This is a genomic window from Paraburkholderia sp. (assembly GCF_050742655.1).
Taxonomy (GTDB): domain Bacteria; phylum Pseudomonadota; class Gammaproteobacteria; order Burkholderiales; family Burkholderiaceae; genus Paraburkholderia.
In genome coordinates this window covers 79,345-102,518 of sequence record NZ_JBOIGG010000007.1, presented here as the reverse complement: position 1 = coordinate 102,518, position 23,174 = coordinate 79,345, and the positions used below count along the sequence as shown (strand labels likewise).

Here is a 23,174-nt window from a genome sequence, read left to right as displayed (position 1 = left end):
TTGTCTCCGAACGCGGCGCGCAGGTCACGTGGCGCGCGCCGCCTGCGTGCCCTGTGTTCCCTTTGTTCCCTTTGTTCCCTTTGTTCCATCAATCAGCGCGATCCCCGTGAGCTTCTGCAGCGCGGCAAAGTCGATGTCGGAGACGATCTCGCGCACGACGAGCCCGTCGCCCGTCACGTCGATCACCGCGAGGTCGGTGTAGATGCGGCCGACGCAGCGCACGCCCGTCACCGGGTACGAGCATTCGGCGACGATCTTGCTTTCGCCCTGCTTCGTCAGATGTTCCATCATCACATACACCTGCTTCGCGCCGATCGCGAGGTCCATCGCGCCGCCGACAGCGGGAATCGCATCGGGCGCGCCGGTGTGCCAGTTCGCGAGATCGCCGGACGCCGACACCTGGAACGCGCCGAGCACGCAGAAGTCGAGATGGCCGCCGCGCATCATCGCGAACGAATCCGCGTGATGGAAGAATGCGCCGCCGGTCAGCAGCGTGACGTGCTGCTTGCCGGCGTTGATCAGCTCGTCGTCCTCTTCGCCAGGCGCGGGCGCCGGGCCCATGCCGAGCAGACCGTTCTCGCTGTGCAGGAAAATTTCCTTGCCCGGATCGAGGTGATTCGCTACCAGCGTCGGCACGCCGATGCCGAGATTCACATACGCGCCTTCGGGGATATCCTGGGCGACGCGTTGCGCCATTTCATCGCGGGTCAGTTTTTTCATTGCGTGTGTCTCCGGCTCAGGCGGCCGCTTGCGCTGCTTGCACGACTACTTGCGGCACCGCAATCACGCGCTGCACGAAGATGCCAGGTGTGACGATGCTCTCGGGATCGAGCGCGCCGAGCGGCACGACCTCGGACACCTGCGCGATCGCGACCTTCGCCGCGCTCGCCATGATCGGCCCGAAGTTGCGCGCGGTCTTGCGATAGACGAGGTTGCCCCACCGATCGCCGCGATGCGCCTTGATCAACGCGAAATCCGCGTGCAGCGGCGACTCGAGTACGTAATGCCGGCCGTCGATCAAGCGCGTCTCCTTGCCTTCGGCGAGCTTCGTGCCGTAACCGGTCGGCGTGAAAAAACCGCCAATGCCTGCGCCCGCCGCGCGGATCCGCTCCGCGAGATTGCCTTGCGGTACGAGCTCGAGCTCGATTTCGCCGGCACGGTACAGCGCATCGAACACATACGAATCGGTCTGACGAGGAAACGAGCAGACGATCTTGCGCACGCGCTTCGCCTTCAGCAGCGCCGCGAGGCCGGTGTCGCCGTTGCCCGCGTTGTTGTTGACGATCGTGAGGTTGCGCGCGCCTTGCGCAATCAGCGCATCGATGAGTTCGGACGGCATCCCGGCCGTGCCGAATCCGCCGATCATCACGGTCGCGCCGTCATGCACGTCGGCCACCGCCGACTGCAGGGAATCGAAAATCTTGTCGATCATGCCGGATGTCCTGGTGGTGTCCTTGAATGACGCCGCGCGTCCATGAAACGCCGTATCGAAGCCGGTTGCGTCGCGACCTGAAAGTTCACTAGACGAACACTGATTCGTTTAGCGAACCTCCGATGTATTATCGGCGGCGTGGTTCGACGCTGTCAAGGCGACACGGTACGTGCTCCCAGCCTGCCCCGACTTTCCCCAATATACGCAATCGCGATTTCCGCGTTAGCGTGTATACGGTTTATCCATATCGCGATGCCGTCGCCAACCCGCCTGCCGCTCATGTCCGAACTCGATCTCAACCTGATTCCGTACCTCGTCGCGATGGAGGAAACGCGCAACGTGAGCCGCGCGGCGGAACGTCTCGGCGTGAGCCAGCCGCGTGTGAGCACGGCGCTTGGCCGGCTGCGCGATTACTTCGGCGATCCGCTGTTCGTGCGCACGTCGCGCGGGATGGAACCGACGCCGCGTGCGCTCGCGCTGATTCCCGCCGCGCGCGATGCGCTCAACCGCATCGAGAAAGGCATGCTCGACGCGCAGGCATTCGATCCCGCGACGAGCACGCACACGTTTTCGATCGCGCTGTCCGACGTCGGCGAAATCGTGTTTCTGCCGCGGCTGCTGCAACTGTTCGCGCAGCGTGCGCCGAACGCGAATCTGCGCTCGGTGTCGCTGCCGCCCGCGCATGTCGAGCGCGGGCTGGAGTCCGGCGACGTCGATCTGGCCGTCGGCTATTTCCCCGACCTCGGTGGCAACAACTTCTTCCAGCAGCGTCTGTTCACGCATCGTTTCATCTGCCTGATGCGCAGCGATCATCCACTCGCGCGCGCGCCCCTGACGCTCGCGCAGTTCATCGCATCGGGGCACGCCGTGGTGCGCGCGGAAGGACGCAGTCAGGAAGTGCTCGAAAAATTTCTCGAGAAGAAGCGCATCCATCGACGCGCGGTGCTCGAGACGCCGCATTTCATGAGCCTGCCGTTCATTCTCGCGCGCACCGAGCTGATCGCGACGGTGCCGCATGCGATCGGCTTCGCGTACGTGTCGGAACACGCGTCGATCACGCTCGTCGAACCGCCGCTCGAGTTGCCGCGCTTCGATCTGCGGCAGCACTGGCACCGCAAATATCACAACGATCCTCGTACAGGCTGGCTGCGTGGGGTCGTCAGCGAGCTGTTCAACGACGCGCTCGACGAGTGGCCGAAGTGAAGCAATGCGGCGGCGCACCCGCACGGACGGGCGACCGGACACGAAACATGGAACAATGACCCCCTGCAGCAAACCAGCAACCCGTGGTCCGCGACGATGCAACAGGAGCGAAGGATGACCAGCAAGGCCAGAAAAACGAAGGATGTGAAAGCCGCCGCGGCGCCCGTCCGCCCCACCCGAGAAGAAGCCGAAGACGCGGTCCGCACGCTGCTGCGCTGGGCGGGCGACGATCCTCTCCGCGAAGGACTGATCGATACGCCTGCACGCGTCGTGCGCTCTTACGAGGAATTCTTCGCGGGCTACGCGGTCGAGCCGCGCGACCTCCTCGCACGCACGTTTTCGGAGGTGGACGGCTACGACGAGATGATCGTGCTGAAAGACATCCGCTTCGAAAGCTATTGCGAACACCACATGGTGCCGATCATCGGACGCGCGCACGTCGCGTATCTGCCCGCGCATCGCGTGGTAGGGATCTCGAAGCTTGCGCGGCTCGTCGATGCATTCGCGAAGCGTCTGCAGATCCAGGAGAAGATGACCGTGCAGATCGCCGACACGCTGAACGAAGTGCTGCAACCGAAGGGCGTCGGCGTGATTCTCGAAGCGTCGCATCAGTGCATGTCGACGCGCGGCGTGCACAAGGCCGGCGTCGCGATGGTCACATCGCGAATGCTCGGCACGTTCCGCACCGATCCGTCGACGCGCCGAGAATTCCTGTCGATCGTCGGCACGCAGTCAACCGTCAACGCCGCGCATACCTGATATACCGGATCGCGCGCGTTAAGCCGTCGAGCGGTGCACGGCGGTTCAGCGCGCCGCCGCCTCTTCCTGAGCCCAGTATTTCGGCAGACCTTTGTACGGATTCGGCAACGTGCCCGACGTCACGTACACGCCGCCCGCGCCACGCCCGGCCGCACCCTGCACGAGCGCCGGTGCCTGCGCCGCGGTCGCGGCGATCACGATGTGAATGAAGCGGCTGCGCGGGTAGTTCGCCTGCCACGCAGCCGGTGCGTATTTCGCGTAGCGCTTCGCGGTGTCCTCGAACACGACGAAGCGGTCCGCGACCGGCAGGCTCGCGTAGAGCTCCGGAATGTCGGTGCCAGGATTGCAGGTCACCGACAGCGTCGCCGACATCCCCTTGATGTAGTTGTGCACCGACTGGTAGTACTGCACGTGCGCGGTCACGCTGTCGGACGTCATTTCGTCGATGAAGAAACCGTCGACGCGATAGAACGACAGGTACGTATTGATGTCCTTCACGACCGCCGACAGCGCGCGCTTGCCGTACACCGTCGACACATAGCCGATCACCTTGCCGCCGGCCGCATGTACGCGCGCGATCGCCGCGACGTAGTTCGCGTCCGCGGTCTTGCCGGGCCCGCTGTCGGGATTCAGGATCACGGTGGTCGGTACGCTATGGGCCGTCGAGGCGATAGTGCTCCAGGCGGCCAGGCCGCTGCCGTAGGGGTCGTAGTATGCGGGGACGACCAGTTCTTCCGCGTGTGCGTGCATGGGCATCGCGAGGATGCTCGACATGCACATCGCGCAGGCTATCAAGAATCGCTGCGCGAGCGAGCCTGGTCGTGGCGATACGGTCCCTCGTGCGGACTCCGTCTGCGCGAAAACGCGTGTCTGACACATGCCGCGTGTGAATCCGTTCATTGTCTTGCCTCCTGACAGGAGCGCGGCCACCCGCGTCCATCGATCGGCCCGCCATCGACCTTGCATCGATGACGGGCAACTGGCTGACTTCCGGTCACGGAAGTCCCTTTAGCTTTGCGTCGCCGGATCGCTCCGGGTTTGCCGGGTTACTTCTACGTCTACTTGTAGTTCTATACGCCCATCTCACGATTACGGCATAGGGCGTGAAAGACTTTAGCGGATCGCGTCGGCGTTCGGCGTTCGCGACCGGCTGCCGAGCGTCGCGAGCCACACCGCGCCCAGCACGCAGGCGACGCCCGCCAGTTGCGCGCCGGTAATCGGCTCGTGCAGCACGAGCGCCGCGAGCACGACTGCCGATACCGGCACGACCGCGGTCATCAGCCCCGCCTCTGCACCGCTGATGCGCGCGGCGCCCGCGTACCACAGCACGAATCCCGCGACGGTCGGCACGAGCGCGTAGTACACGACGCCCGCGAATGCACCCGCATCGAACGGCAGTGTCCACGGCTTTTCGAAGCACGCAGGAACAATCGCGACCGCGAGCCCGATGCCGGACATCAATGCGGACAGCGGCAACGCATCGACGGGTCGGCTGAGCTTGCGGTTCAACAGGATAAACAGCGACTCACAGACAACCGCCGCGAACACGAGCAGATTGCCGGCGAGCGACGTGGCACCGCGCGTGCCCGTCAGCGCGTCGAAGCGGACCGTGCAGGCGAGCACGCCCGCATCGGCGGCCGATGCGAACTTCATCCCGCTGATCAGAAACACCGTGTAGCCGACGCTGCCCGCCCCGGCTTGCGCGATCACGAGCCACACATCGCGACCGCGCAGCCGCGGCCAGCGCACGCGTTGCACACGCATCACGACGACAAACACAGGGAACGCGATCGCAAAGCGCAGCGCAGTCGCGGAAAACGGCGGCAAGCCGGCCGCAATCGTCTTGCTGACCACGACGGTACTGCCGACGCCGAGCATCGCGAGCGCGCAGAAGAGATAACCGAGGGAACGCGGATTCATGCTGCTGCTTCCTTTCGTAACGGATGAGCACGCAGCGTAGCGTTCGCGCGAACGCACGGTCTAGAACGAAATTGCAGCGGCAGCGGAGGAAGAAGCTAGCGGATCGCGGCCGCATACGCGGCGGGTGTCACGCCGAAGAGGCGCACGAATGCGCGCGTCATATGACTCTGGTCGGCGAATCCGGCCGTGGCCGCGACGCTCGCGAGCCCGTCACGCGATGCGATCAATCGGCGTGCAAGCCTGACGCGCTGCTGCAGCTGGTACGCGTGCGGCGGCAAACCGGTTTCGCGCGCGAATGCGCGCAACAGCTGGAAGCGGCTCATGCCCGCTTCGGCGGCGAGTTCGGCGAGCGTCAGTGCGGCGGTCGGGTCGTCGTCGATGCGGGCTCTCGCGCGTGCGACCGGCGTGTCGATGTCACGCGATGCGCGTTGCGCCAGCGTGGCCTGCGTCGTGTGATGGCGGCCGACGTGCGCGATCAGCGCGAACAGCGCTTCCTCGCACGCGAGTGTGCTGGAGGCATCTTCGACGGCGACCGCAAACAGATGCTCGAAGCGTGCCTTCAGCAACGGATCTCGCGCAACAGGCGCAGTCAGTTCGAACGGTCGCGCGGCCGAGCCGGTCAGTTCCGCGACCGCCCCAACCAGCAGCGATGGCTCGAAATACAGCATGCTCCACATGCGGCCGCGCTCGTCGAGCGGACTGCCGTCGTGGACTTCGCCAGGATTGACGGTGATGACGTCGTTCGCGCGCGCTTCGACGGGACCGCGTCCGCTTGCCGAACGCTGGCCGCCGCTCGAGATCACGCCGATACCGAAGCGGTCGTGTGAATGGCGCGGAAACGACTGCGTGGTTTGTGCGATCGTCGCTTCGATGCCCGCTATCGCGCAACGCGGCATGCGGATGCGGGCGGACTTCACTCGCGGCGCCACATGCACGTGATGCCGACTGCACCGTCAGCACGAATGCGCAACGCGCTCATCCGCGTTTGCCTTCGTCGCTGCGGTCGCCTTCGCGAATCTTGCCTTGCGACACGCTGCTACCCGGCGGCACGCTATGCGTGAGCCACACATTGCCGCCGATCACCGAGCCGCGCCCGATCGTCACTCGGCCGAGGATCGTCGCGCCTGCATAGATCACGACGTCGTCCTCGACGACCGGATGGCGCGCGTTGCCCTTCACCAGCGCGCCGTCGACGTCCGCCGCGAAACTCTTTGCGCCGAGCGTCACCGCCTGGTACACGCGCACGCGCTCGCCGATGATCGCCGTTTCGCCGATCACGACGCCGGTGCCGTGATCGATGAAGAAGCTCGGGCCGATCTGCGCGCCCGGGTGAATGTCGATGCCGGTCGCCGAATGCGCGATCTCGTTGATGAAGCGCGCGAGCAGCGGCACGCCGAGCCGGTGCAGCGCATGCGCGAGACGATGGTGCGTCATCGCGAGCACGCCGGGGTAGCAAAGCAGGATCTCGGTGATGTGCTGCGCGGCCGGATCGCCGGCGAACGCCGCCTGGATGTCGCTCACCAGCAGCGCGCGGATGTCGGCCAGCTGCCTGCCGAATTCGCGTGCGACCTCGAATGCGCGTGCGCTGAGCACATCGTCAGCGGTATCGGCATGCTCGGGCAGAAAACGCAGCGCACGGCGGATCTGTTCGGCGAGCAGGCGCAACGTGCTTTCGAGCGTATGACCGACGTAATAGTCGACGCTCTCGTCGGTCAGATCGGCCGCACCGTAGTGCGTCGGAAACAGCGCAGCGCGTAAGCCGACCACGATGGAGCACACCGCGTCGCGCGACGGCAATTCGCGGATGCCGCGCGGATGGCGCGTGCGATGCAGTTCCTCGCGCGACGCGCGAAGATCGGCGACGATCTGTTCGAGGCCCCAGTTATGTGAAGACGCGTTTGACATGGCGGACACGGCGCCGTGCGGCGGCACGGTTCAGAGTGAAGTGTCCCGAGAGATTACCGCGTTTTGCGGCGAGCCGCGTAGCGTCGGCCGTCGGCGGCTCAGATCGTCACGCTGCTCGCGTCGATCCAGCGCACGGCCCAGTCGCGCGCATGCGCGATTGCCGTGACTTCGTCGGGGAAGCGAAGATCGACAGGAAAGAAACGGTTGGCGACCAGCTCGCCGTCGCTGGAACGCGAGATCACCACGTAGGGTTGCCAACTGCCGTCGCCCGCACGCGCAGGCGCACAATTCAGCAAGTAGCCGCGATGTGTGAATGCAGCATCGAAGTGCATGAGTCACCCGCCCTGACTGCCTCGTATGATGGTTCGAAAGGCGCGCTGCTAGAGTGCATCGACCGCTCTGCGATAACCCGCGTTTCGCTGCTGTACCATGGGTTATCGTGAAGCTGACAGAGTGTCCGGTGCGCGCCGGCTCGTCGGAGTACGATCATACTCTGTCGAAAAGATTCGGCCATTAAAAAAGCAAAAATTTGACGTTTGGTTCATAGTGCGAACGCGTATCGATGGCCCCTTAGGTACACGCGTCTTCAACGCACGAGCGCACGCTTTTCATCGTGCGCTTTGGTCGATTACCCGGAACAGGTTTTGCTCCAGAGTTAACTCATTCGTCTTCGACGGCCGCGATCTGCCTGTGCGATCGGGCCGACGAATTTCAGAAGGAGGAACCGCGATGGACACGACACACAACGATCGCACGCACGACAGCACCGTCGCCACCGGCGGCAAGAATCGCGAAGCCGCGCGGCTCGCCGGACACGGCCCGATCGCCGCGGACGAAGTGATCGGCAGCGACGCGACACTCGACAACAGCGTCGCCGAGGCGCGCGACGGGTTCGCCGGTTTCGACAGCCGGCCCGGCGGCAACCACCTGATGCTTGCAGTGCTGCCGGGCTATCGCGTGATCGATCGCGGGATGATCGATCCGGATGTGGGCGCGGTGCGCGAGCACTGGTTCGACTCCCCCGATCCACTGGACGATGCGGATGCGCGCGGCCGTATTCACTACGCGCTGAATCACGTGCGGCCCGCGCGAATCATCGAACTGCAGCGTGTCAAATGAGCGCGCAACAATGGTGCGGTTAGCAAACATTGTTTGACTCGATCCGCGTGTTGCCCACCCCACGCGGATGCGCGCGACGCGCAGCGTTTCATTGCTCATGCGTCGCGCTTGATATGTACCAACCCGATTCGAAACTCCAGGTTTCGGCACTTCGACCCGATGCCCGCTTGTTCCGCCGTCCGCGTCCCGCGACAATCGGCTCGACCTCACACCCTTGCAGGAGCAGCAGATGAAAAAGATCGTCGTCATCGGTGCCACGGGCACGCTCGGCCGCGCGGTCGCCGCGGAACTGAAAGCGCGTCACGAAGTGATCGAAGTGGGTGCGACGCGCGGCGCGCATCGCGTGGACGGCACGGACCCAGCGAGCATCGAGCGGCTGTTCGCGGAGATCGGCCACGTCGACGGCATCGTGACGGCGACCGGCAAGGTCCACTTCGGTCCGCTGCCAGAGATGACCGTCGAGCAGTTCTGGACCGGCCTGCGCGACAAACTGATGGGCCAGATCAACTTCGTGCTCACCGCACAGCGTTACGTCAACGACGGCGGTTCGTTCACGCTGACGAGCGGCATTCTCGCCGACGAGCCGATCCGTGAAGGCGCGAGTGCGACGACCGTGAATCTTGCACTCGAAGGATTCGTGCGCGGCGCCGCGATCGAACTGCCGCGCGGCATCCGCGTCAATGTCGTGAGCCCGACGGTGCTCACCGAATCGATGGACGCATACGCTCCGTACTTCCGCGGCTTCGAGCCCGTCACCGCGCAGCGCGCGGCGCTCGCCTATCTGCGCAGCGTCGAAGGCGCGCAGACGGGGAAGGTGTACCGGGTCGGGTATTGAAAGATGTCTTCGTGAAGCGCGGCACTAGCCGCCCTGCACGCCCTGGGTATTCACGTAGAGCGCGTAGAGGCCGTGCGCGGCCGCCATGAACAGCCGATTGCGGTGGCGGCCGCCGAAGCACAGGTTAGCGCAGCGCTCGGGCAACGCGATGTGTCCGATCGCTTCGCCCTGTGCAGTGAACACGCGCACGCCGTCGAGTTCGTCGGTACCCATCCCCCAGCCACACCACAGATTGCCGTGGATGTCGACGCGAAAACCGTCCGGCGTGCCCGCGCCCGCGTCGATCAGCACGCGATCGTTCGACAGTGAGCGGCCATCGGCGGAGACGTCGAACGCGCGGATCTTGCGGCGCGGCTCGCCACGCGATTCGACCACGTACAGCACCGACTCGTCCGGCGAGAACGCGAGTCCGTTCGGACCGAGGACCGTATCGGCGACGACCGTCAGCTCGCCGGTCTGCCCGTCGATACGGTACACGCACGGCGTCAGCTCGGACGCGTGCTTCTCACCCTCGTAATAACTGTCGATGCCGAAGGTGGGATCGCTGAACCAGATCGACCCGTCGGACTTCACGACCACGTCGTTCGGCGAATTCAGCGACTTGCCGCGATAGCGGTCGGCGAGCACGGTGATCGTGCCGTCGTATTCGGTGCGCGTGACACGACGCGTCAGGTGCTCGCACGTGACGAGCCGCCCTTCGCGGTCGCGCGTATTGCCGTTCGCATTGTTCGACGGCCGGCGAAACGGCGTCACGGCACCGCTCTCCTCGTCCCAGCGCAGGATGCGGTTGTTCGGGATGTCGCTCCACAGCAGATAGCGGCCGTCGCCGAACCAGACTGGCCCCTCGGACCAGCGAGCGCCCTGATACAGGCATTCGACCGATGCGAGCGCGAGGCGCAGCGCATTGAAGCGGGGATCGAGAATACGGACGGCGGGATCGGGATAGCGTCGGCTGGCGTCGGTCATGGCGCGGGCAGGGGTCGAGGGTTTGGGGAAACGCAAGTGAAGCGCAAGGCACGCTCGTGCCTTGCGTCTCGGAGTTCAGGTTCGCCACGCGGCGGGCGCTTCACATTGCGTCGCGCCCGCCGCATGGGCCTGCATCACTGCTGGGCAAGTTTGCCGTCGCGCAGGCGCCACAGCTTCAGTGGATTGTCGTCGCGCAGCGCGTCAGGCAGCAGATCGGCCGGCAGGTCCTGATAGCAGACAGGCCGCAGGAACCGCTCGATCGCGGTCGCCCCCACCGACGTCGCGCGCGAATCTGACGTGGCCGGGTAAGGGCCGCCGTGCACCATTGCATAGGACACTTCGACGCCAGTCGGAAAACCGTTCGCGAGAATACGGCCTGCCTTGCGCTCGAGCACCGGCAGCAACTGCCGCGCGAGCGGATAGTCGTCGGCGTCCAGCTGCAGCGTTGCTGTCAACTGGCCTTCGACGTAGCGCGCGACCTGCAGCATGTCGTCGAACGTCGGGCAGATCACGATCAGCGACGTCGGCCCGAAGATTTCGTCCTCGAGCTGCGGCGTCGCGAGAAACTGCATCGCGCTGGTCGTGAACAGCGCGGGCAGCGCCGAGCACGATGCGTCGCTCGCCATGCCGCGCGCGACGCTCGTCACGCCGCGCTGTTCGCCGCGCTGCAGGACGCCGTCCTTGTACGCGCTCGCGATGCCCGCCGTGAGCATCGTCTGCGCGCTTTTCTTCGCGAGCGCCTGCGCGGCAGCGTCGATGAAGCGCTGCGTGTCCGCGCCTTCGAGTGCGATCACGAGGCCAGGGTTTGTACAGAACTGGCCGACCCCGAGCGTCACCGATTCGACGAAGCCCGCGGCGATTTCGTCGCCACGCTGCTTCAACGCAGCCGGCAACAGGAAGAACGGATTGACGCTGCTCATTTCGGCGAAGACCGGGATCGGCTCGCGGCGCTTCGCGGCGATGTCGACGAGCGCGAGGCCGCCGCGTCGCGAACCGGTGAAGCCGACCGACTTGATCGCGGGATGCGCGACGAGCGCTTCGCCGATCTCGTTGCCCGCGCCGATCAGCAGCGAGAAGACGCCTTCCGGCATACCGCAGTCGACGGCGGCTTTCTGGATCGCCCGGCCGACGAGTTCGGACGTGCCGAGATGCGCGGGATGCGCCTTGACGACGACCGGACAGCCGGCCGCGAGCGCCGACGCGGTATCGCCGCCGGCCACCGAGAACGCGAGCGGAAAATTGCTCGCGCCGAATACGGCCACCGGCCCGACCGGTATTTTCTGCAGCCGCAGATCGGGCCGCGGCAGCGGCTTGCGATCGGGCAGCGCGGAGTCGAGTGTTGCCGTCAGCCAGCGGCCTTCCCGCACGAGCGACGCGAACAGTTTCAGTTGACCGACTGTACGGCCGCGTTCGCCTTCGAGCCGCGCTTTCGGCAGCGCGGATTCGGCCTGCGCACGCTCGATCAGCGCGTCGCCGAGCGCGAGGATGTTTTCCGCAATCGATTCGAGAAAATGCGCGCGTGTGTCGAGTGAGGTCTGACGGTACGGGTCGAATGCACGGGCGGCCAGTTCGCACGCCTGGTCGACCTCGGCCGTGCCGCCCGCGCCGAAGGTCGGCTCGATCTCGGCGTTGCGGGTCGGATCGAACGCGCGCAGCGTGCCCCTGGTACCGCGCACCGCGGACGCGCCGATCAGCATGTCTCCGGTAATCTGCATGTTGCTGCTCCTGTGAAGCGCCGCGCCGCCGCGGTCGATGCCGCTGCGCGCCGCGCGAAAAAGAAAGGGGACCTGCGTCGCCTGTGCTCAGCGAATTCTCAGCGAATTGTGCGCTGTGCGGCGAGATGATGCTCGAACGCAAGCAGTGCCTGCGTCTCCATGTCGATCTTCGCATGATGCCCGGCTGGCGTCGAACTCAACAGCGGCAGCAACGGCCCCATGTCGGCGATCTTTGAAAACGTTACCGCGTCGTGCAGCACGCGGATCAGCGAGATCTTGTCGCGTAACGTTTCGAGCGGCATGAACGCGTCGTACAGACGCTGCGCTTGATCGCTCTGCCCCGTCTTGACCGCCCGCAGCAGCGCGGTCACCGCATGCGGCGCGATGCAGCCGGAACCCGTCGTCCACGCGGCGAGCCCGAAGTCCCGCAAGTGGACGAGCGCCGGCCGTTCGCCCATTCCCGAAATCACCCGCGATGGACTAACGCTTTGCAGCAGCCGGCGCAGGTAGTCGTCGTGTTCCGGATGCTCGCGCACGATCGCGTACTTCACAGCAATCAGCGTGCCCCGATCGACGAGCCGCGCGAGCGTGTCGACGTCGACATAGTCCTCGTGTTTTATGTACAGCGTGAGTGGGATGCCTGCGATATCCGCGATTCTCGTGAGACCGTCTTCGATCCCTTGCGGCGTCGTGAAACCGGCGAGCGGAAGGACCATTGCCGTGCGATACGAGGTTGTCGAGAGAATGCGCGCTTCGTCGAGCATCTTCCCGTAGTCCGGACCGATGGCGGGAATGACCCGGGTGTTGGGACCGGCGCTGTCGGCGAGGAGGTCGAGCAGTTCGCGGTACTCGCTCACCGGGACGTGGTACAGATTTGCGTTGCCGCCGTACAGCAGCGTGCGCACGCCCCCCGCCTCGATATGGCGGATCAGCTTGCGGTTTTGCTGCGCGTCGAGCGTGAAATCGGTGCGGCGGGCGAGAGGCGGCACGGCCATCACGGTGGCCGCGAATTCGCTTTCGGACAACGGGGAAATGTTCATGGCGTCGGAGATCAGCGTATCTGACGTCAAGCTAGCATCGGCATCTCAATGTTGTCAAACAACCAACGCAAAATCACGCGATTTCTGTATGACAACTGAACCGGCAATTTTGTCCGTCATTCGAAGTGCCAATCGGTATTCTCGACTTTCTTTGTGCTTTTATGTGATCTTTTGACAGTCTCGTTTGCAATCCACCGAGCCTCAGCACTATTGCCGCGTTATCTCTTTAACATGTCGCCGTTAAAACCTGGAATGCTGGATTTCCATTCACGGGAAGGTTGCCGGACAACAGACAGTGCAAAGGTTTGCGCGGTAAAGTACCGCACCGCAGCGAAAAAGTCTTTGGTCCGGCTTTGAGCTGGCACTTTTCGCATGTCCAATCCCGAATAACGAAGTGGTTATTCTATTTTCAACTATCAAGATAAAAAAATGATGATAAATTGCCACTGTGCAAGATGCAGTGACGCGACCCGTACCTGCATCGCCGGCAGCGCCGCCCGCTGCGATCCGAGAGAACCGACGTGTCGCTAAACTTTATCGAGCAGATGTCACCGGTGCTCAATACCCCGGACGAATCAGCATGGTTCGGTGCGGTAAGCAACCTCGCCGAAAAGTGGGGTTTCAACCAGATTTTTGTGGCGATCCTGCTACGACCGGGCAGCCGGTTCGAAGATGCGTTCATACGCAGCACGTATGCGCCGTCGTGGCGACGTATCTACGACGACAGGAAACTCTCGTATATCGACCCCGTCGTGTCCCATTGCTCGACACGTTCTGCGCCGCTCGCCTGGTCGCAGGAGCTATTCGCCACCGCCCCTGCGCCGCAGCAAGCGATGTTCGAGGAAGCGCGCTCACATGGCCTGCGCGTCGGCGTGACGCTGCCAATCCATGGACCCAAACAGGAATGGGGAGGGCTATCTTTCGTCAGTGATCGCACTCCGACCGACGATTTCTGGCGTCACGTCGATACCGCGCTACCCAACCTCATGCTACTGCGCGACCTGGTGATAGATACCAGCCAGCGACATCTGAAAGCGCATGCGCAACCGCTGATTCCGCAATTGACGCCCCGCGAACGCGAATGCCTCGCGTGGACCGCCCAAGGCAAGTCCACGTGGGAAATTTCACATATCCTGAACTGCTCGGAAGCCGTCGTGAACTTCCACGTCAAGAATATCCGGGCAAAGTTCGGCGTCAATTCACGGCGGGCAGCCGCCGTGATTGCGACGCAACTCGGACTTATTGACCCAGGCTGATCAGGGTTCTGGACTCCTGGCTGTAGAGCACCCGTTCGGCTCGCCCAAGATCTCCGTCGGAGATCGTCTTCGTAAAGTAGAGTCCGAGCAGGATTGAAACCGGTGCCGGAATTTCCGCACCTGATTCAAACCGGCTGCCGCGCGACTGGGTAACGCCGAAGCGCGCCCAGAAACGTCGCTGGCTCTCTTTTTTCTTTTTCCTGTACGCAATGATCAGTACGCGGTCGACAGCAGACGACACCTCGGGCGACCGTTCCTGAATACCCGCTTGCCAATGATTTTCCAGTAGTTCCATGGTGTATCTCTCGCTGTGGATAGTTTAGCTACCGTTTGCGGTTCATCAACCCGTTTGCCGGTTATCCCAATTTTGCTGGAGGGCGCGCGCGGCGACACCTACCCAAGTGAGTAGGTGCAATCTTTATCTGGAACGCATACGTTCTGCCCGTATCGGACGACCAATACGCTCAGGAGAGAACGCCGTGCAAACTACGATTCGGGTTGGAACGAGGCAAGAATTCGACAGCGAACACATTAACGAAATGTACCGGCTACGCGCCCGGGTCTTCAGTGGACGGTTAGGTTGGGATGTTCCAATCATCAACGGCATGGAGATCGACAGCTACGACGCGCTCGATCCCCACTACGTACTGGCTCAGGATGCAACAGGCCGCGTTCGGGGTTGTTGCCGCCTGATGCCGACGGAAGGTCCCAACATGCTGCGCGACACCTTCCCCCAGACACTGCACGGTGCGGCGGCGCCTGTCGGACGGCATATATGGGAACTCACCCGGCTCGCAGTCGATACAGAGGGCGAAGAACAGACCTACGGCTTCACCGATCTGACCATCCGTATGTTCCAGACCGCCATGACCTTCGCGCAGCGGATGGGGGTTACGAATTACGTGGTCGTGACGACAATGCCGATCGAACGAATGCTGCGCCGCGCTGGCGTCGAGATAGATCGTCTTGGGTCACCCGTGCAGCTCGGCGTGGAGCGCTCGGTCGCTCTGGACTGGGCGGTCAGCCCTCAAACGCTTGCGGCACTGTTCGGATCGATGGCGATTGCGGCCTGATTGCCGGGCTGGCAGCAACCTGAAGAAAATTCAGGCCAGCCGGAGCCGATCAACGTCAACCTGGTCAGGTAGGGGGCGCAACGCATGCTCGCCCCTCATCATTCGCCAATTCGATGGTACCGGAACGTGATGTTGGCGATCCGGCCTACCATCAGGGCCACTGCCAGCGCGGCGGCACCTGTCAGGAGCAGACCAATGTGTCGATTGCATCATCCCGCTTCGACCGGCACCAGATCGTGTAGCCGCACTCGAGCCTGTTCAGTAAGCAATGCGCCGCGCCGGGTCGATCAGGATGCACGGATCGCCGAGTTTGGGTAACCATGCCGACGCAACGGGCTCGCTGCGCACCCGCAGCGAATCCTCGACCCCAGCGGCATAACGGCAATTCGCGATCGTCGCAACGGTGTTCGTGCCGGGCATATCGCCGACCGCCCTGGTCAATTGCAGCAGTGCGGTCGCGATACCGACGCGCTCGCGCCCCGCGATCTCCTGCCCGTGCCTGCGGAGAAAGTAATCAAGCATCAAGCGCGGTATAGTTGCTCGCCTACGTTGCAGGTCCACGGTGCGCGTTCAGTCATGCAGAAAAGGCCACGCGGAGAGTGTAGGCGCTAGCCGCACGCCGCCGCGAATTCAGGGGAAGCCTCAGATGGAAATAACCGACAACCACGAGCTCATATCGACTGTCCTGGAAATTGGCGCGTTCGAAGATGCTGACATGCTCAGGCTGGCCCTCGTCCGCCTCGGTCGAAAGCTTGGTTTCGATTCCATGCTGTACGGTGGTCGGTTCGCGATCGACAGCGATCGAAATATCGAACAACGAGTTGAGTCAAACTATCATCCACGCTGGCGCGCGACATATGATCACGAAAATTACATTGCGCTAGATCCCGTTGTTGCCCATGCGATGCGCTCCCTTGTCCCATTGGTATGGTCTGACGCCGTCGGCGGTTCGCCCCAACAACAGGGATTCTGGGAGGAAGCGGCGAGTTACGGACTGAAGGCAGGCGTGTCTTTCTCCGTACAGACGAGAGAAGGCGATTTTGGAATATTGAGCCTGGCGCTGGATAAAAAAGGGCGAGACGCACAGGGACAAATCGCGGCTAATCTAATGTGGGGACCGCTGATTATCACGATGGCGCATGAAGCCATGCGCCGGATCGTCAAGGGGGCGCACCCGCAGTTGCGCCCCCGGCTGACACGACGCGAAGCAGAAGTACTCGGTTGGCTGGCAGCGGGCAAGTCGACCCTGGAAATCTCTGTGCTGCTCAGCATTTCAGAACATGGGGTTGTGTATCACGTGCGCAGTCTGCTCAAGAAGTTTGCAACGCGGACGCGTGGGCAAACTGTCATTAAGGCAATGTCGTTAGGGATGCTCTGACTTGATGGCGAGTCCCGGCCGGGCTGTCAGCATCGACCGGCGACAAGGGTGGATTGCCCGTCCCGCGATGCAGACGAACGAATACGACGCGCGCGCTTCAAACCGACGGCCGTAGCACCCTGACCTCCTTCGAACCGGCCAGCGCAAGCCAGCGATTGGAGGTACGTCAACTGCGCCGGAACGTGATGTGCGAAATGCGACGTACGGTCAGTGCCGCGGCAAGCGCCGCCACACCGGTCAACAGCACACCGATGTGTATCGATTGCACCAGCACGTGTCTTGCCGCCTCGACGAGCGCGGGGCCTTCAAGCCCTGCTCCTTTCAGTTCGACGAGCAGCGAACTGCGCAACGCAGGGTCGATCAGAATGCGCGGATCGCCGAGCTTCGGCAGCCACGCGGACACGATCGGCTCGCCGAGCACCTTCAATGCATCTTCCACGCCCGATGCGTACCGACGATTCACGATCGTCGCGACGATGCTCGTCCCGAGCATCCCGCCTACCATCCGCGTCGACTGCAGCAGCGCGGTCGTGATGCCGAAGCGTTCGCGTCCGGCGATCTCCTGCCCGAACACGTTCAGGTTGTTGAGGATAAAGCCGAGCCCGATGCCCACCGCACCCATCGCGAACTCGAGCCACAGATGCGGTGTGGCCGGCGTCGCGAACCCGATCCCAAGCGACGCGACGACGAGCAGCGAGAAACCGATCGACAGGATCAACGTCGGCTTCGGCAGATGGATCACGATGCGCGTGTTGATCAGGCTACCGATCGCGATGCAGGCCGCGATCGGTGTCGCGAGCAGCCCCGCCTGCTGCGGCGACAGACCGAAGCCGCCCTGCAGCAGCAGCGGCGCGAAGAAGATCAGCGAGAACATCACGAACCCGGACAGCAGCGACAGCGTGAACAGCGTCACCAGTTGCGCGTCGCGAAACAGGTCGAGCGGCACGATCGGATGCGTCGCGCGACGCTCGCAGACGAGCAGCGCCGCGGCACCCACCACGACCAGCGCGGCGAGCGCGAGATTGCCGTCGGTCAGACCGTCTTTCGGCACCGCTTCGATGAACGTCTGCAAACCGCCCAGCACGAGCGCGATGAGTGCCGCACCGGTCCAGTCGATCCGCACGTCGCCGGTCACGGCACGCCGGTGGGCCGGCAGATGCGCCCAGATGAAATACAGCGCCAGTGCGCCCACCGGCAGGTTGACGAGGAACGTCGAGCGCCAGCCGAAATGCTCGCTGAGCCAGCCGCCGAGCGACGGTCCCGCCGCGGTGCCGATGCCGTAGGCGGCCGCCATCACGACCTGCCAGCGCACGCGGGCGCGCGGGTCGGGGAACAGATCGGGAATCGACGCGAACGCGGTGCCGACCATCATGCCGCCACCCACGCCCTGCAGCCCGCGCGCGATCGCGAGGAACGGCATGCTCGTCGCGACGCCGCACAGCAGCGACGCCGCGGTGAACACGATCACCGCGGCAATCACGAAACGCTTGCGGCCGAAGAAGTCGCCGAGGCGCCCGAATACCGGCACTGTCACGATCGATGCGAGCAGATAGGCGCTTGCGATCCACGCGTAGTACTCGAAGCCGCGCAGCTCGGAAACGATCGACGGCAGCGCCGTGCTGACGACCGTCTGGTCGAGCGCGACCAGCATGTTGACGAGGCCGATGCCGAGCATGGCCAGCAGTGCGTCGCGAAAAGGCAGAGGGTGGGAAGCGTTCACGAAAGAAGACCTGAGCGCGAGAGGCGCAAAACGGAAAGTGCCATAAGGAAGAAAGTGCGGCGTGTACGGTGTTTGCGTTTACGAGCCGAACATCCGGTCGCGTGCGTTCTCGAGATGCGCGCGCATCGCATGCGCGGCCCTGGCCGCGTCACGGTCGCGAATCGCCTCCAGCACCGCGAGATGCTCGGTCTGCACGAGACGCTGCCGTTCGATCGTTTTCACCAGCGAAAGATTGCGCGACAGGTTCATGCTGAACACGATCTGCTCTTCGATGAACGACATCACGGTGACGAAGAAGGGATTCTTCGACGCGCGTACGACGGCGAGATGAAACGCGAAATCGTCCTGCGCACCGATGCCCTGCGTCTCGATGATCCGCTCGAGCTGGTCCCACGCGCGCTGGATCGCGACGATGTCGTCGGCCTCCGCGTGCTGCGCCGCGAGCGCAGCCGCGCCGGCTTCGGTGACGATGCGGAATTCGTAGCAGCGGCGGATGTCGGACAGCGTTTCGAGCGGTGCGAAGCGGCGCACGTCCGGGTCGGGGCGACGCGCGACGGTCGTACCGGAGCCGTGTCGCGTGACGATGATGCCGTCGGCGCGCAGTCGCGCGAGCGCCTCGCGCACGGTCGGCCGCGACGTCGCGAAGCGCTCGGCGAGTGCGTGCTCGGTCGGCAGGCGGGTGCCCTCGGGGTACTCGCCCTCGAGAATGCGGTTGAGAATGTCGCCGTAGATCTTGTCGGGTAGACCCAACGTTTTGCGCTCGTTCATCGTCGCGGGATCGGCTTGTCTGAATAGATCGGGATTGTAAGGCAAACCTTCGCGATCTTCGGTCAAAAAAGCGCTTGCGAAAACCCGCCGCCTGAAGGGAAAGCCGTATGGGGCGGGAGTCTCGACGTCATCAGACGGTCCCGCGAAATTTGCCAGGCAACCGCTTGACATCCTGTGAGGGTGCACAGATGTCGGCGATCATTTAAGCTGACCCACGACGTCGTCGACAAATGCCCTTTGCCCTTTTCCTCCGACGCGGAGACCTTCATGTACACACGTATCCTCGTAGCCGTCGACGGTAGCCATACTTCCCGCCGCGCGTTCGACGCGGCACTCACGCTCGCGGCTACGCCCGGCGCCGTGCTGCAACCGTTCTATGTGATCGAGAACACGCCGCTGTATTTCGAGGCGCCAGGCTACGACCCGTCGGTACTCCGCGGACAACTGGTCGAACAGGGCAACGAACTCGCCGCCGAACTCGGACAGACGATGCGCGAGCGCGGAGTCGCCGGCGAGCTCGTGACCGCCGAGGCTTCGTCGCTCGACGACGTCCCGACGCTCGTACTGAAGGCTGCCGACACCTTCGGCGCCGATCTGGTCGTGATGGGCACGCATGGGCGACGGGGGTTTCAGCGACTGATACTCGGTAGTGTCGCCGAGCGCTGCGTCCGTCAGTCGACGCTGCCCGTGCTGCTGATCCCATCGGCCGCGAGCCACGAAGACGAAGCGAAAACGGGCGGCACGACAGACTGATGTGCCGAAGCGCAATGCGGGACGCGGTTATTCGTCGGCGGAATTCAGCCGCACCTTGTCAGGATTTCAAAAGCGTGGATCGACCTACGCGGCAAGGGCATCCGCGTCGCCGATCTCGACGCGCTACGGCGCACGTAGCCCGCCGCACCGTGCATGTGTCGTGGCACGTCTCCGGCAAACACGGTAAAGTTCAAGACCGTCCCCCCTGCAAGGAGACCCGGCGACATGAAACGCGACCTCGCCTTCCAGCATCCGCTCGTTCAGCGCCTGATCGCCGCGCGCGACGTCACGGATGCGCTCTTCGCGATCGTCAAGCCCGAATTCCTCTACGAGCGGCCGATTCGCGAGCGTCACCGAATCGTCTTTTACATCGGCCACCTCGAAGCGTTCGACCGCAACCTGTTCGACGAACGATTGTGCACGCTGCCCGCGTTCGAGCCGGAGCTCGACACGCTGTTCGCGTTCGGCATCGACCCTGTCGACGGTGGCTTTCCGACCGACGAGCCCGCCGACTGGCCGACGCTCGACGTCGTGCGCGCGTACGGACAGCGCGCACGCGAGCAGATCGATCACGCGCTCGGCACGCTCGACTTCGCTCAGGACGACATGGCGACGAGTTCGCCCGCGCAACTGCTGAACGTCGCGATCGAACATCGGTTGATGCATGCGGAAACGCTCGCGTACATGCTGCATCAACTGCCGCTCGTACAGAAGATCGAGAACCCGTCGACCGTTGCGCCCGCTCAGGCGAGCGACGCCGGGCGCCGCCTCCTCGCGCCCGCGATGATCGCGATCCCCGCGGGCGTGGCCGTACTCGGCTTGACGAAAGAAAGCGGACAGTTCGGCTGGGATAACGAATTCGGCGAGCTGCGTGTCGACGTGCCCGCGTTCGAGATCGACCGGCACATGGTGACGAACGGCGAGTTCCGCGCGTTCATCGAGGCCGGCGGCTACCGCGAACGTGCGTGGTGGAGCGACAGGGACTGGGCCTGGAAAGAAGCCGAACCTGTCGCACATCCGGTGTGCTGGTCGCGCGACGATGCAGCCGACGGCGAACACGGCGGATGGCGACTGCGCACGATGTTCGACGATGTACCGCTGCCGCTCGACTGGCCCGTCTATGTGAGCCACGCGGAAGCGAACGCCTACGCACGCTGGGCGGGCAAGACGCTACCGACCGAAGCGCAATGGCAGCGCGCCGCCGACGGCGCACCGCACGGCGCATCGGGCAACTTCGATTTTCGTTCCTGGGACCCGCAGCCGGTCGACGCGCATCCAGACAACGTCAGCGCATTCGGCGTCGAAGGCCAGTTCGGCAACGGCTGGGAATGGACGTCGACGCTGTTCGCACCGCTGCCGGACTTCGAAGCATTTCCGTTCTATGTGGGCTACTCAGCGAACTTCTTCGACGACCAGCATTACGTGCTCAAAGGCGGCTCTGCGCGCACCGCGCAATGCATGTTGAGGCCCGCGTTCCGCAACTGGTTTCAGCCGCGGTACCAGCATGTGTATGCGGGGTTTAGATGTGTGCGGGTGTGAAGATCAAGGCAGCATGCGCTGCAATACCTGATCGCGCAAAACGAAGCGATGAAAGAGTGCCCCCAGGACATGCAGTCCGATCAGCGCCAGCAACACCCACGCCAGATAGCCATGAATGTCGCCCATTTCGTGACCGACTGGCGAACCGACCGACGAGATGGCCGGATACGGCAGCACACCGAATAGCCTGACCGACCATCCACGCGAAGACGCATTGGCCCACCCCAGCACGGGCACGACCACCAGCGCGAGATAAAGCAGACCGTGCGTGACGTGCGAAACAAAATTGTGGAACGGCGATAGCACGACCGGCACGGGTCGATGCGTGAGACGCCAGACGATTCTCAGCACCACCGCCGCAATCAGCGTTGCCCCCACCCCCAGATGCCACGCGATCAAACCGTCCGGCAGCGTGCCCTTGTGAATGTCCGGCATGGTCCAGCCGATGACGAACTGAGCGGCGATCAACACGACCACCAGCCAGTGAAGCAATTTGGCTACGCCATCATAGCCGGGAGTATGGCGTTGGAAAGTGGCTTCATTGGATTGCATTTTCATCGGAATTTTTTTACCGTCCTGGATCTGTTGATTGCGAGCAGCGTCGTGGCATCAGCCTGGCTGGACGCTGGACACATGCGCTAAAGATGCTACGGACCAGACCTTAAGACAAGCTGATGTCGCGCGAGCCATCTCGCGAACCATCTCTTGTCTCACGCAGACCCGAAAAGCGCAAGCCGGGTGCATCCCCCGCGTGCACCGGCCAGCGACGTCGCTTCGCAGTCCAAGTCTGCAACTGAATGTATCCGTCGGGCACAGCTTTACCGATACCCCATTCCGTGTACTCGCAAGCCGCCCATGAAGCGAGCGCTCAATCCGGCCGCATACAGCGGACCGAGAGATGCCGCCGCATTTTCATAGCCCGCTCAACGGGTTGCCCGCGAGCAATGCGGCAGCGCTTCAACTCATCACAGCACCGCGGCGCACGATCGCATTGCATTGCGCCCCCGCCGGTACGCGATGGCATCGACACGTCCTGTTACACACAAACACACCAGTAACGCGACCGCTCAGTAGAGTTCGGGTCACACGCCAACAGGGAGCATCGTCATGAAAAGAATTTTTGCACTGGTCGTTCTCGCGGCAATGCTCGGTAGCGCATTGGGCGGTTGCATCGTGGTCCCGGACGGCGGCGGTTATCACGACCACCACGATCACGACCACTACGACCATTACTGAGCGCACGCCGCACAAACCCGCGCGCAAGTCCGTCCACACTCAATCGTAGAACCCGGGAACAAGACATGAGCAATGCACGAAACCGCTGGCTGTCCATGGCGATCGTCACAGGTCTGGGGATAGGCGCATCGTCGGTCGCGCTGGCCCACGTCGATATTGGCGTGAACATCGGTGTGCCTGGCGACGCTTACGAGCCCGCCCCGGTGTATGCACCGCCTCCGCCTGTGTACGCGCCCGCTCCGCCCGTCGTAGTCGTCAGCCCAGGCTGGTATGGCGACCGCTATTACGACGGCCGCCGCTATTGGGAACGGCGCGAATGGGAAGAACATCATCGCGAACGCGAATGGCATGACGCTCGCGGTCCGCGCGGCGACTGGCGTGGTCACGACAACGGCCGGCATGACGATTGGCATGGCCATGGCGACGATCACGACCACGGTCACGGCGACCACTAACGCAGCACACGCAGCACCGGTCAACGACGGCGGCGCCGCGCGTGCCGCATCGAGCGCCAACCGGCCACGGCCGACCGTGTAACGCACGAAGTCACGCAGGCT

At 63.6% G+C, this 23,174-nt stretch carries 26 protein-coding genes and 1 riboswitch; of the genes, 11 read left to right on the top strand and 15 right to left on the bottom strand.

From position 1 onward, the window contains the following. Positions 1 to 24: 24 nt before the first annotated feature. Together ACREXZ_RS12210 and ACREXZ_RS12205 are read right to left on the bottom strand one after the other, a co-directional pair. Positions 25 to 720: a 3-oxoacid CoA-transferase subunit B gene (locus ACREXZ_RS12210; protein ID WP_431764332.1), complete on the bottom strand. Its 696-nt coding sequence runs from the start codon at positions 718 to 720 to the stop codon at positions 25 to 27. Between the two features lie 16 nt (positions 721 to 736). Beyond that, positions 737 to 1,432, bottom strand: a complete 696-nt coding sequence (locus ACREXZ_RS12205) for a 3-oxoacid CoA-transferase subunit A (protein ID WP_431764331.1) — start codon at positions 1,430 to 1,432, stop codon at positions 737 to 739. A 279-nt stretch (positions 1,433 to 1,711) separates the two neighbouring features. On the opposite strand from ACREXZ_RS12205, the gene ACREXZ_RS12200 reads away from it, so the two are divergent. Next, positions 1,712 to 2,635, top strand: a complete 924-nt coding sequence (locus tag ACREXZ_RS12200; RefSeq protein ID WP_431764330.1) for a LysR family transcriptional regulator — start codon at positions 1,712 to 1,714, stop codon at positions 2,633 to 2,635. A 114-nt stretch (positions 2,636 to 2,749) separates the two neighbouring features. Further along, positions 2,750 to 3,394 carry a GTP cyclohydrolase I FolE gene (gene folE / locus ACREXZ_RS12195; protein WP_431764329.1) on the top strand — a complete coding sequence of 215 codons (645 nt, stop codon included), beginning with the start codon at positions 2,750 to 2,752 and terminating at the stop codon, positions 3,392 to 3,394. 45 nt (positions 3,395 to 3,439) lie between these two features. On the opposite strand, the gene ACREXZ_RS12190 is transcribed toward folE, so the two are convergent. From ACREXZ_RS12190 to ACREXZ_RS12170, 5 genes are all read right to left on the bottom strand, one after another. Beyond that, entirely contained in the window at positions 3,440 to 4,174 is a 735-nt protein-coding gene (locus tag ACREXZ_RS12190) for a spherulation-specific family 4 protein (protein WP_431764328.1), read from the bottom strand. Positions 4,175 to 4,365: 191 nt separating this feature from the next. Next, positions 4,366 to 4,447, bottom strand: a riboswitch (cyclic di-GMP riboswitch). A 60-nt stretch (positions 4,448 to 4,507) separates the two neighbouring features. Next, positions 4,508 to 5,314, bottom strand: a complete 807-nt coding sequence (locus ACREXZ_RS12185) for a DMT family transporter (protein ID WP_431764327.1) — start codon at positions 5,312 to 5,314, stop codon at positions 4,508 to 4,510. Between the two features lie 95 nt (positions 5,315 to 5,409). Further along, a complete protein-coding gene (locus ACREXZ_RS12180) occupies positions 5,410 to 6,210 on the bottom strand; it encodes an AraC family transcriptional regulator (protein ID WP_431764491.1) in 801 nt (266 codons plus the stop codon). A 79-nt stretch (positions 6,211 to 6,289) separates the two neighbouring features. Next, a complete protein-coding gene (gene epsC / locus ACREXZ_RS12175) occupies positions 6,290 to 7,219 on the bottom strand; it encodes a serine O-acetyltransferase EpsC (protein WP_431764326.1) in 930 nt (309 codons plus the stop codon). A gap of 98 nt (positions 7,220 to 7,317) precedes the next feature. After that, a complete protein-coding gene (locus ACREXZ_RS12170; RefSeq protein ID WP_431764325.1) occupies positions 7,318 to 7,551 on the bottom strand; it encodes a hypothetical protein in 234 nt (77 codons plus the stop codon). Between the two features lie 397 nt (positions 7,552 to 7,948). Between ACREXZ_RS12170 and ACREXZ_RS12165 the strand changes: the two genes are divergently transcribed. Continuing rightward, positions 7,949 to 8,338, top strand: coding sequence for a DUF3005 domain-containing protein (locus ACREXZ_RS12165; protein ID WP_431764324.1), 390 nt, complete (start codon positions 7,949 to 7,951; stop codon positions 8,336 to 8,338). Between the two features lie 229 nt (positions 8,339 to 8,567). Then, the gene (locus tag ACREXZ_RS12160) at positions 8,568 to 9,173 is read left to right on the top strand and encodes a short chain dehydrogenase (RefSeq protein ID WP_431764323.1); all 606 of its coding nucleotides are present in this window, start codon (positions 8,568 to 8,570) and stop codon (positions 9,171 to 9,173) included. Positions 9,174 to 9,197: 24 nt separating this feature from the next. Here ACREXZ_RS12160 and ACREXZ_RS12155 read toward each other — a convergent pair whose 3' ends face one another. The 3 genes from ACREXZ_RS12155 to ACREXZ_RS12145 form a co-directional block, all read right to left on the bottom strand. Then, a complete protein-coding gene (locus ACREXZ_RS12155; protein WP_431764322.1) occupies positions 9,198 to 10,139 on the bottom strand; it encodes an SMP-30/gluconolactonase/LRE family protein in 942 nt (313 codons plus the stop codon). A 134-nt stretch (positions 10,140 to 10,273) separates the two neighbouring features. Continuing rightward, complete coding sequence (locus ACREXZ_RS12150) at positions 10,274 to 11,854, bottom strand: aldehyde dehydrogenase (NADP(+)) (protein ID WP_431764321.1); 1,581 nt, start codon at positions 11,852 to 11,854, stop codon at positions 10,274 to 10,276. Between the two features lie 98 nt (positions 11,855 to 11,952). Continuing rightward, the gene (locus tag ACREXZ_RS12145; protein ID WP_431764320.1) at positions 11,953 to 12,894 is read right to left on the bottom strand and encodes a dihydrodipicolinate synthase family protein; all 942 of its coding nucleotides are present in this window, start codon (positions 12,892 to 12,894) and stop codon (positions 11,953 to 11,955) included. 545 nt (positions 12,895 to 13,439) lie between these two features. Between ACREXZ_RS12145 and ACREXZ_RS12140 the strand changes: the two genes are divergently transcribed. Further along, a complete protein-coding gene (locus tag ACREXZ_RS12140) occupies positions 13,440 to 14,150 on the top strand; it encodes a helix-turn-helix transcriptional regulator (RefSeq protein WP_431764319.1) in 711 nt (236 codons plus the stop codon). Here ACREXZ_RS12140 and ACREXZ_RS12135 read toward each other — a convergent pair. Then, positions 14,134 to 14,445 (bottom strand): XRE family transcriptional regulator, encoded by a 312-nt coding sequence (locus tag ACREXZ_RS12135; RefSeq protein ID WP_431764318.1) that lies wholly within the window; start codon positions 14,443 to 14,445, stop codon positions 14,134 to 14,136. The genes ACREXZ_RS12140 and ACREXZ_RS12135 overlap by 17 nt on opposite strands. Positions 14,446 to 14,629: 184 nt before the next feature. On the opposite strand from ACREXZ_RS12135, the gene ACREXZ_RS12130 reads away from it, so the two are divergent. Next, positions 14,630 to 15,223 (top strand): acyl-homoserine-lactone synthase, encoded by a 594-nt coding sequence (locus ACREXZ_RS12130; protein ID WP_431764317.1) that lies wholly within the window; start codon positions 14,630 to 14,632, stop codon positions 15,221 to 15,223. A gap of 258 nt (positions 15,224 to 15,481) precedes the next feature. On the opposite strand, the gene ACREXZ_RS12125 is transcribed toward ACREXZ_RS12130, so the two are convergent. Continuing rightward, complete coding sequence (locus ACREXZ_RS12125; RefSeq protein WP_431764316.1) at positions 15,482 to 15,784, bottom strand: hypothetical protein; 303 nt, start codon at positions 15,782 to 15,784, stop codon at positions 15,482 to 15,484. 85 nt (positions 15,785 to 15,869) lie between these two features. Here ACREXZ_RS12125 and ACREXZ_RS12120 point away from each other — a divergent pair, with 85 nt between their 5' ends. Then, on the top strand, positions 15,870 to 16,601 hold the full coding sequence (locus tag ACREXZ_RS12120; protein ID WP_431764315.1) for an autoinducer binding domain-containing protein: 732 nt from the start codon (positions 15,870 to 15,872) through the stop codon (positions 16,599 to 16,601). A gap of 166 nt (positions 16,602 to 16,767) precedes the next feature. Here ACREXZ_RS12120 and ACREXZ_RS12115 read toward each other — a convergent pair whose 3' ends face one another. Beyond that, positions 16,768 to 18,276, bottom strand: a complete 1,509-nt coding sequence (locus tag ACREXZ_RS12115) for an MFS transporter (RefSeq protein ID WP_431764490.1) — start codon at positions 18,274 to 18,276, stop codon at positions 16,768 to 16,770. 123 nt (positions 18,277 to 18,399) lie between these two features. Then, complete coding sequence (locus tag ACREXZ_RS12110; protein ID WP_431764314.1) at positions 18,400 to 19,089, bottom strand: FadR/GntR family transcriptional regulator; 690 nt, start codon at positions 19,087 to 19,089, stop codon at positions 18,400 to 18,402. A 267-nt stretch (positions 19,090 to 19,356) separates the two neighbouring features. Between ACREXZ_RS12110 and ACREXZ_RS12105 the strand changes: the two genes are divergently transcribed. Both ACREXZ_RS12105 and ACREXZ_RS12100 read left to right on the top strand, forming a co-directional pair. After that, positions 19,357 to 19,842: a universal stress protein gene (locus ACREXZ_RS12105; protein ID WP_431764313.1), complete on the top strand. Its 486-nt coding sequence runs from the start codon at positions 19,357 to 19,359 to the stop codon at positions 19,840 to 19,842. Positions 19,843 to 20,067: 225 nt separating this feature from the next. After that, positions 20,068 to 21,381, top strand: a complete 1,314-nt coding sequence (locus ACREXZ_RS12100) for an SUMF1/EgtB/PvdO family nonheme iron enzyme (protein ID WP_431764312.1) — start codon at positions 20,068 to 20,070, stop codon at positions 21,379 to 21,381. 3 nt (positions 21,382 to 21,384) lie between these two features. Here ACREXZ_RS12100 and ACREXZ_RS12095 read toward each other — a convergent pair whose 3' ends face one another. Further along, the gene (locus tag ACREXZ_RS12095; protein WP_431764311.1) at positions 21,385 to 21,939 is read right to left on the bottom strand and encodes a cytochrome b; all 555 of its coding nucleotides are present in this window, start codon (positions 21,937 to 21,939) and stop codon (positions 21,385 to 21,387) included. Positions 21,940 to 22,488: 549 nt separating this feature from the next. Between ACREXZ_RS12095 and ACREXZ_RS12090 the strand changes: the two genes are divergently transcribed. Together ACREXZ_RS12090 and ACREXZ_RS12085 are read left to right on the top strand one after the other, a co-directional pair. Next, positions 22,489 to 22,617: a hypothetical protein gene (locus ACREXZ_RS12090; protein ID WP_431764310.1), complete on the top strand. Its 129-nt coding sequence runs from the start codon at positions 22,489 to 22,491 to the stop codon at positions 22,615 to 22,617. 65 nt (positions 22,618 to 22,682) lie between these two features. Continuing rightward, on the top strand, positions 22,683 to 23,072 hold the full coding sequence (locus tag ACREXZ_RS12085; protein ID WP_431764309.1) for a hypothetical protein: 390 nt from the start codon (positions 22,683 to 22,685) through the stop codon (positions 23,070 to 23,072). Positions 23,073 to 23,174 lie beyond the last annotated feature (102 nt).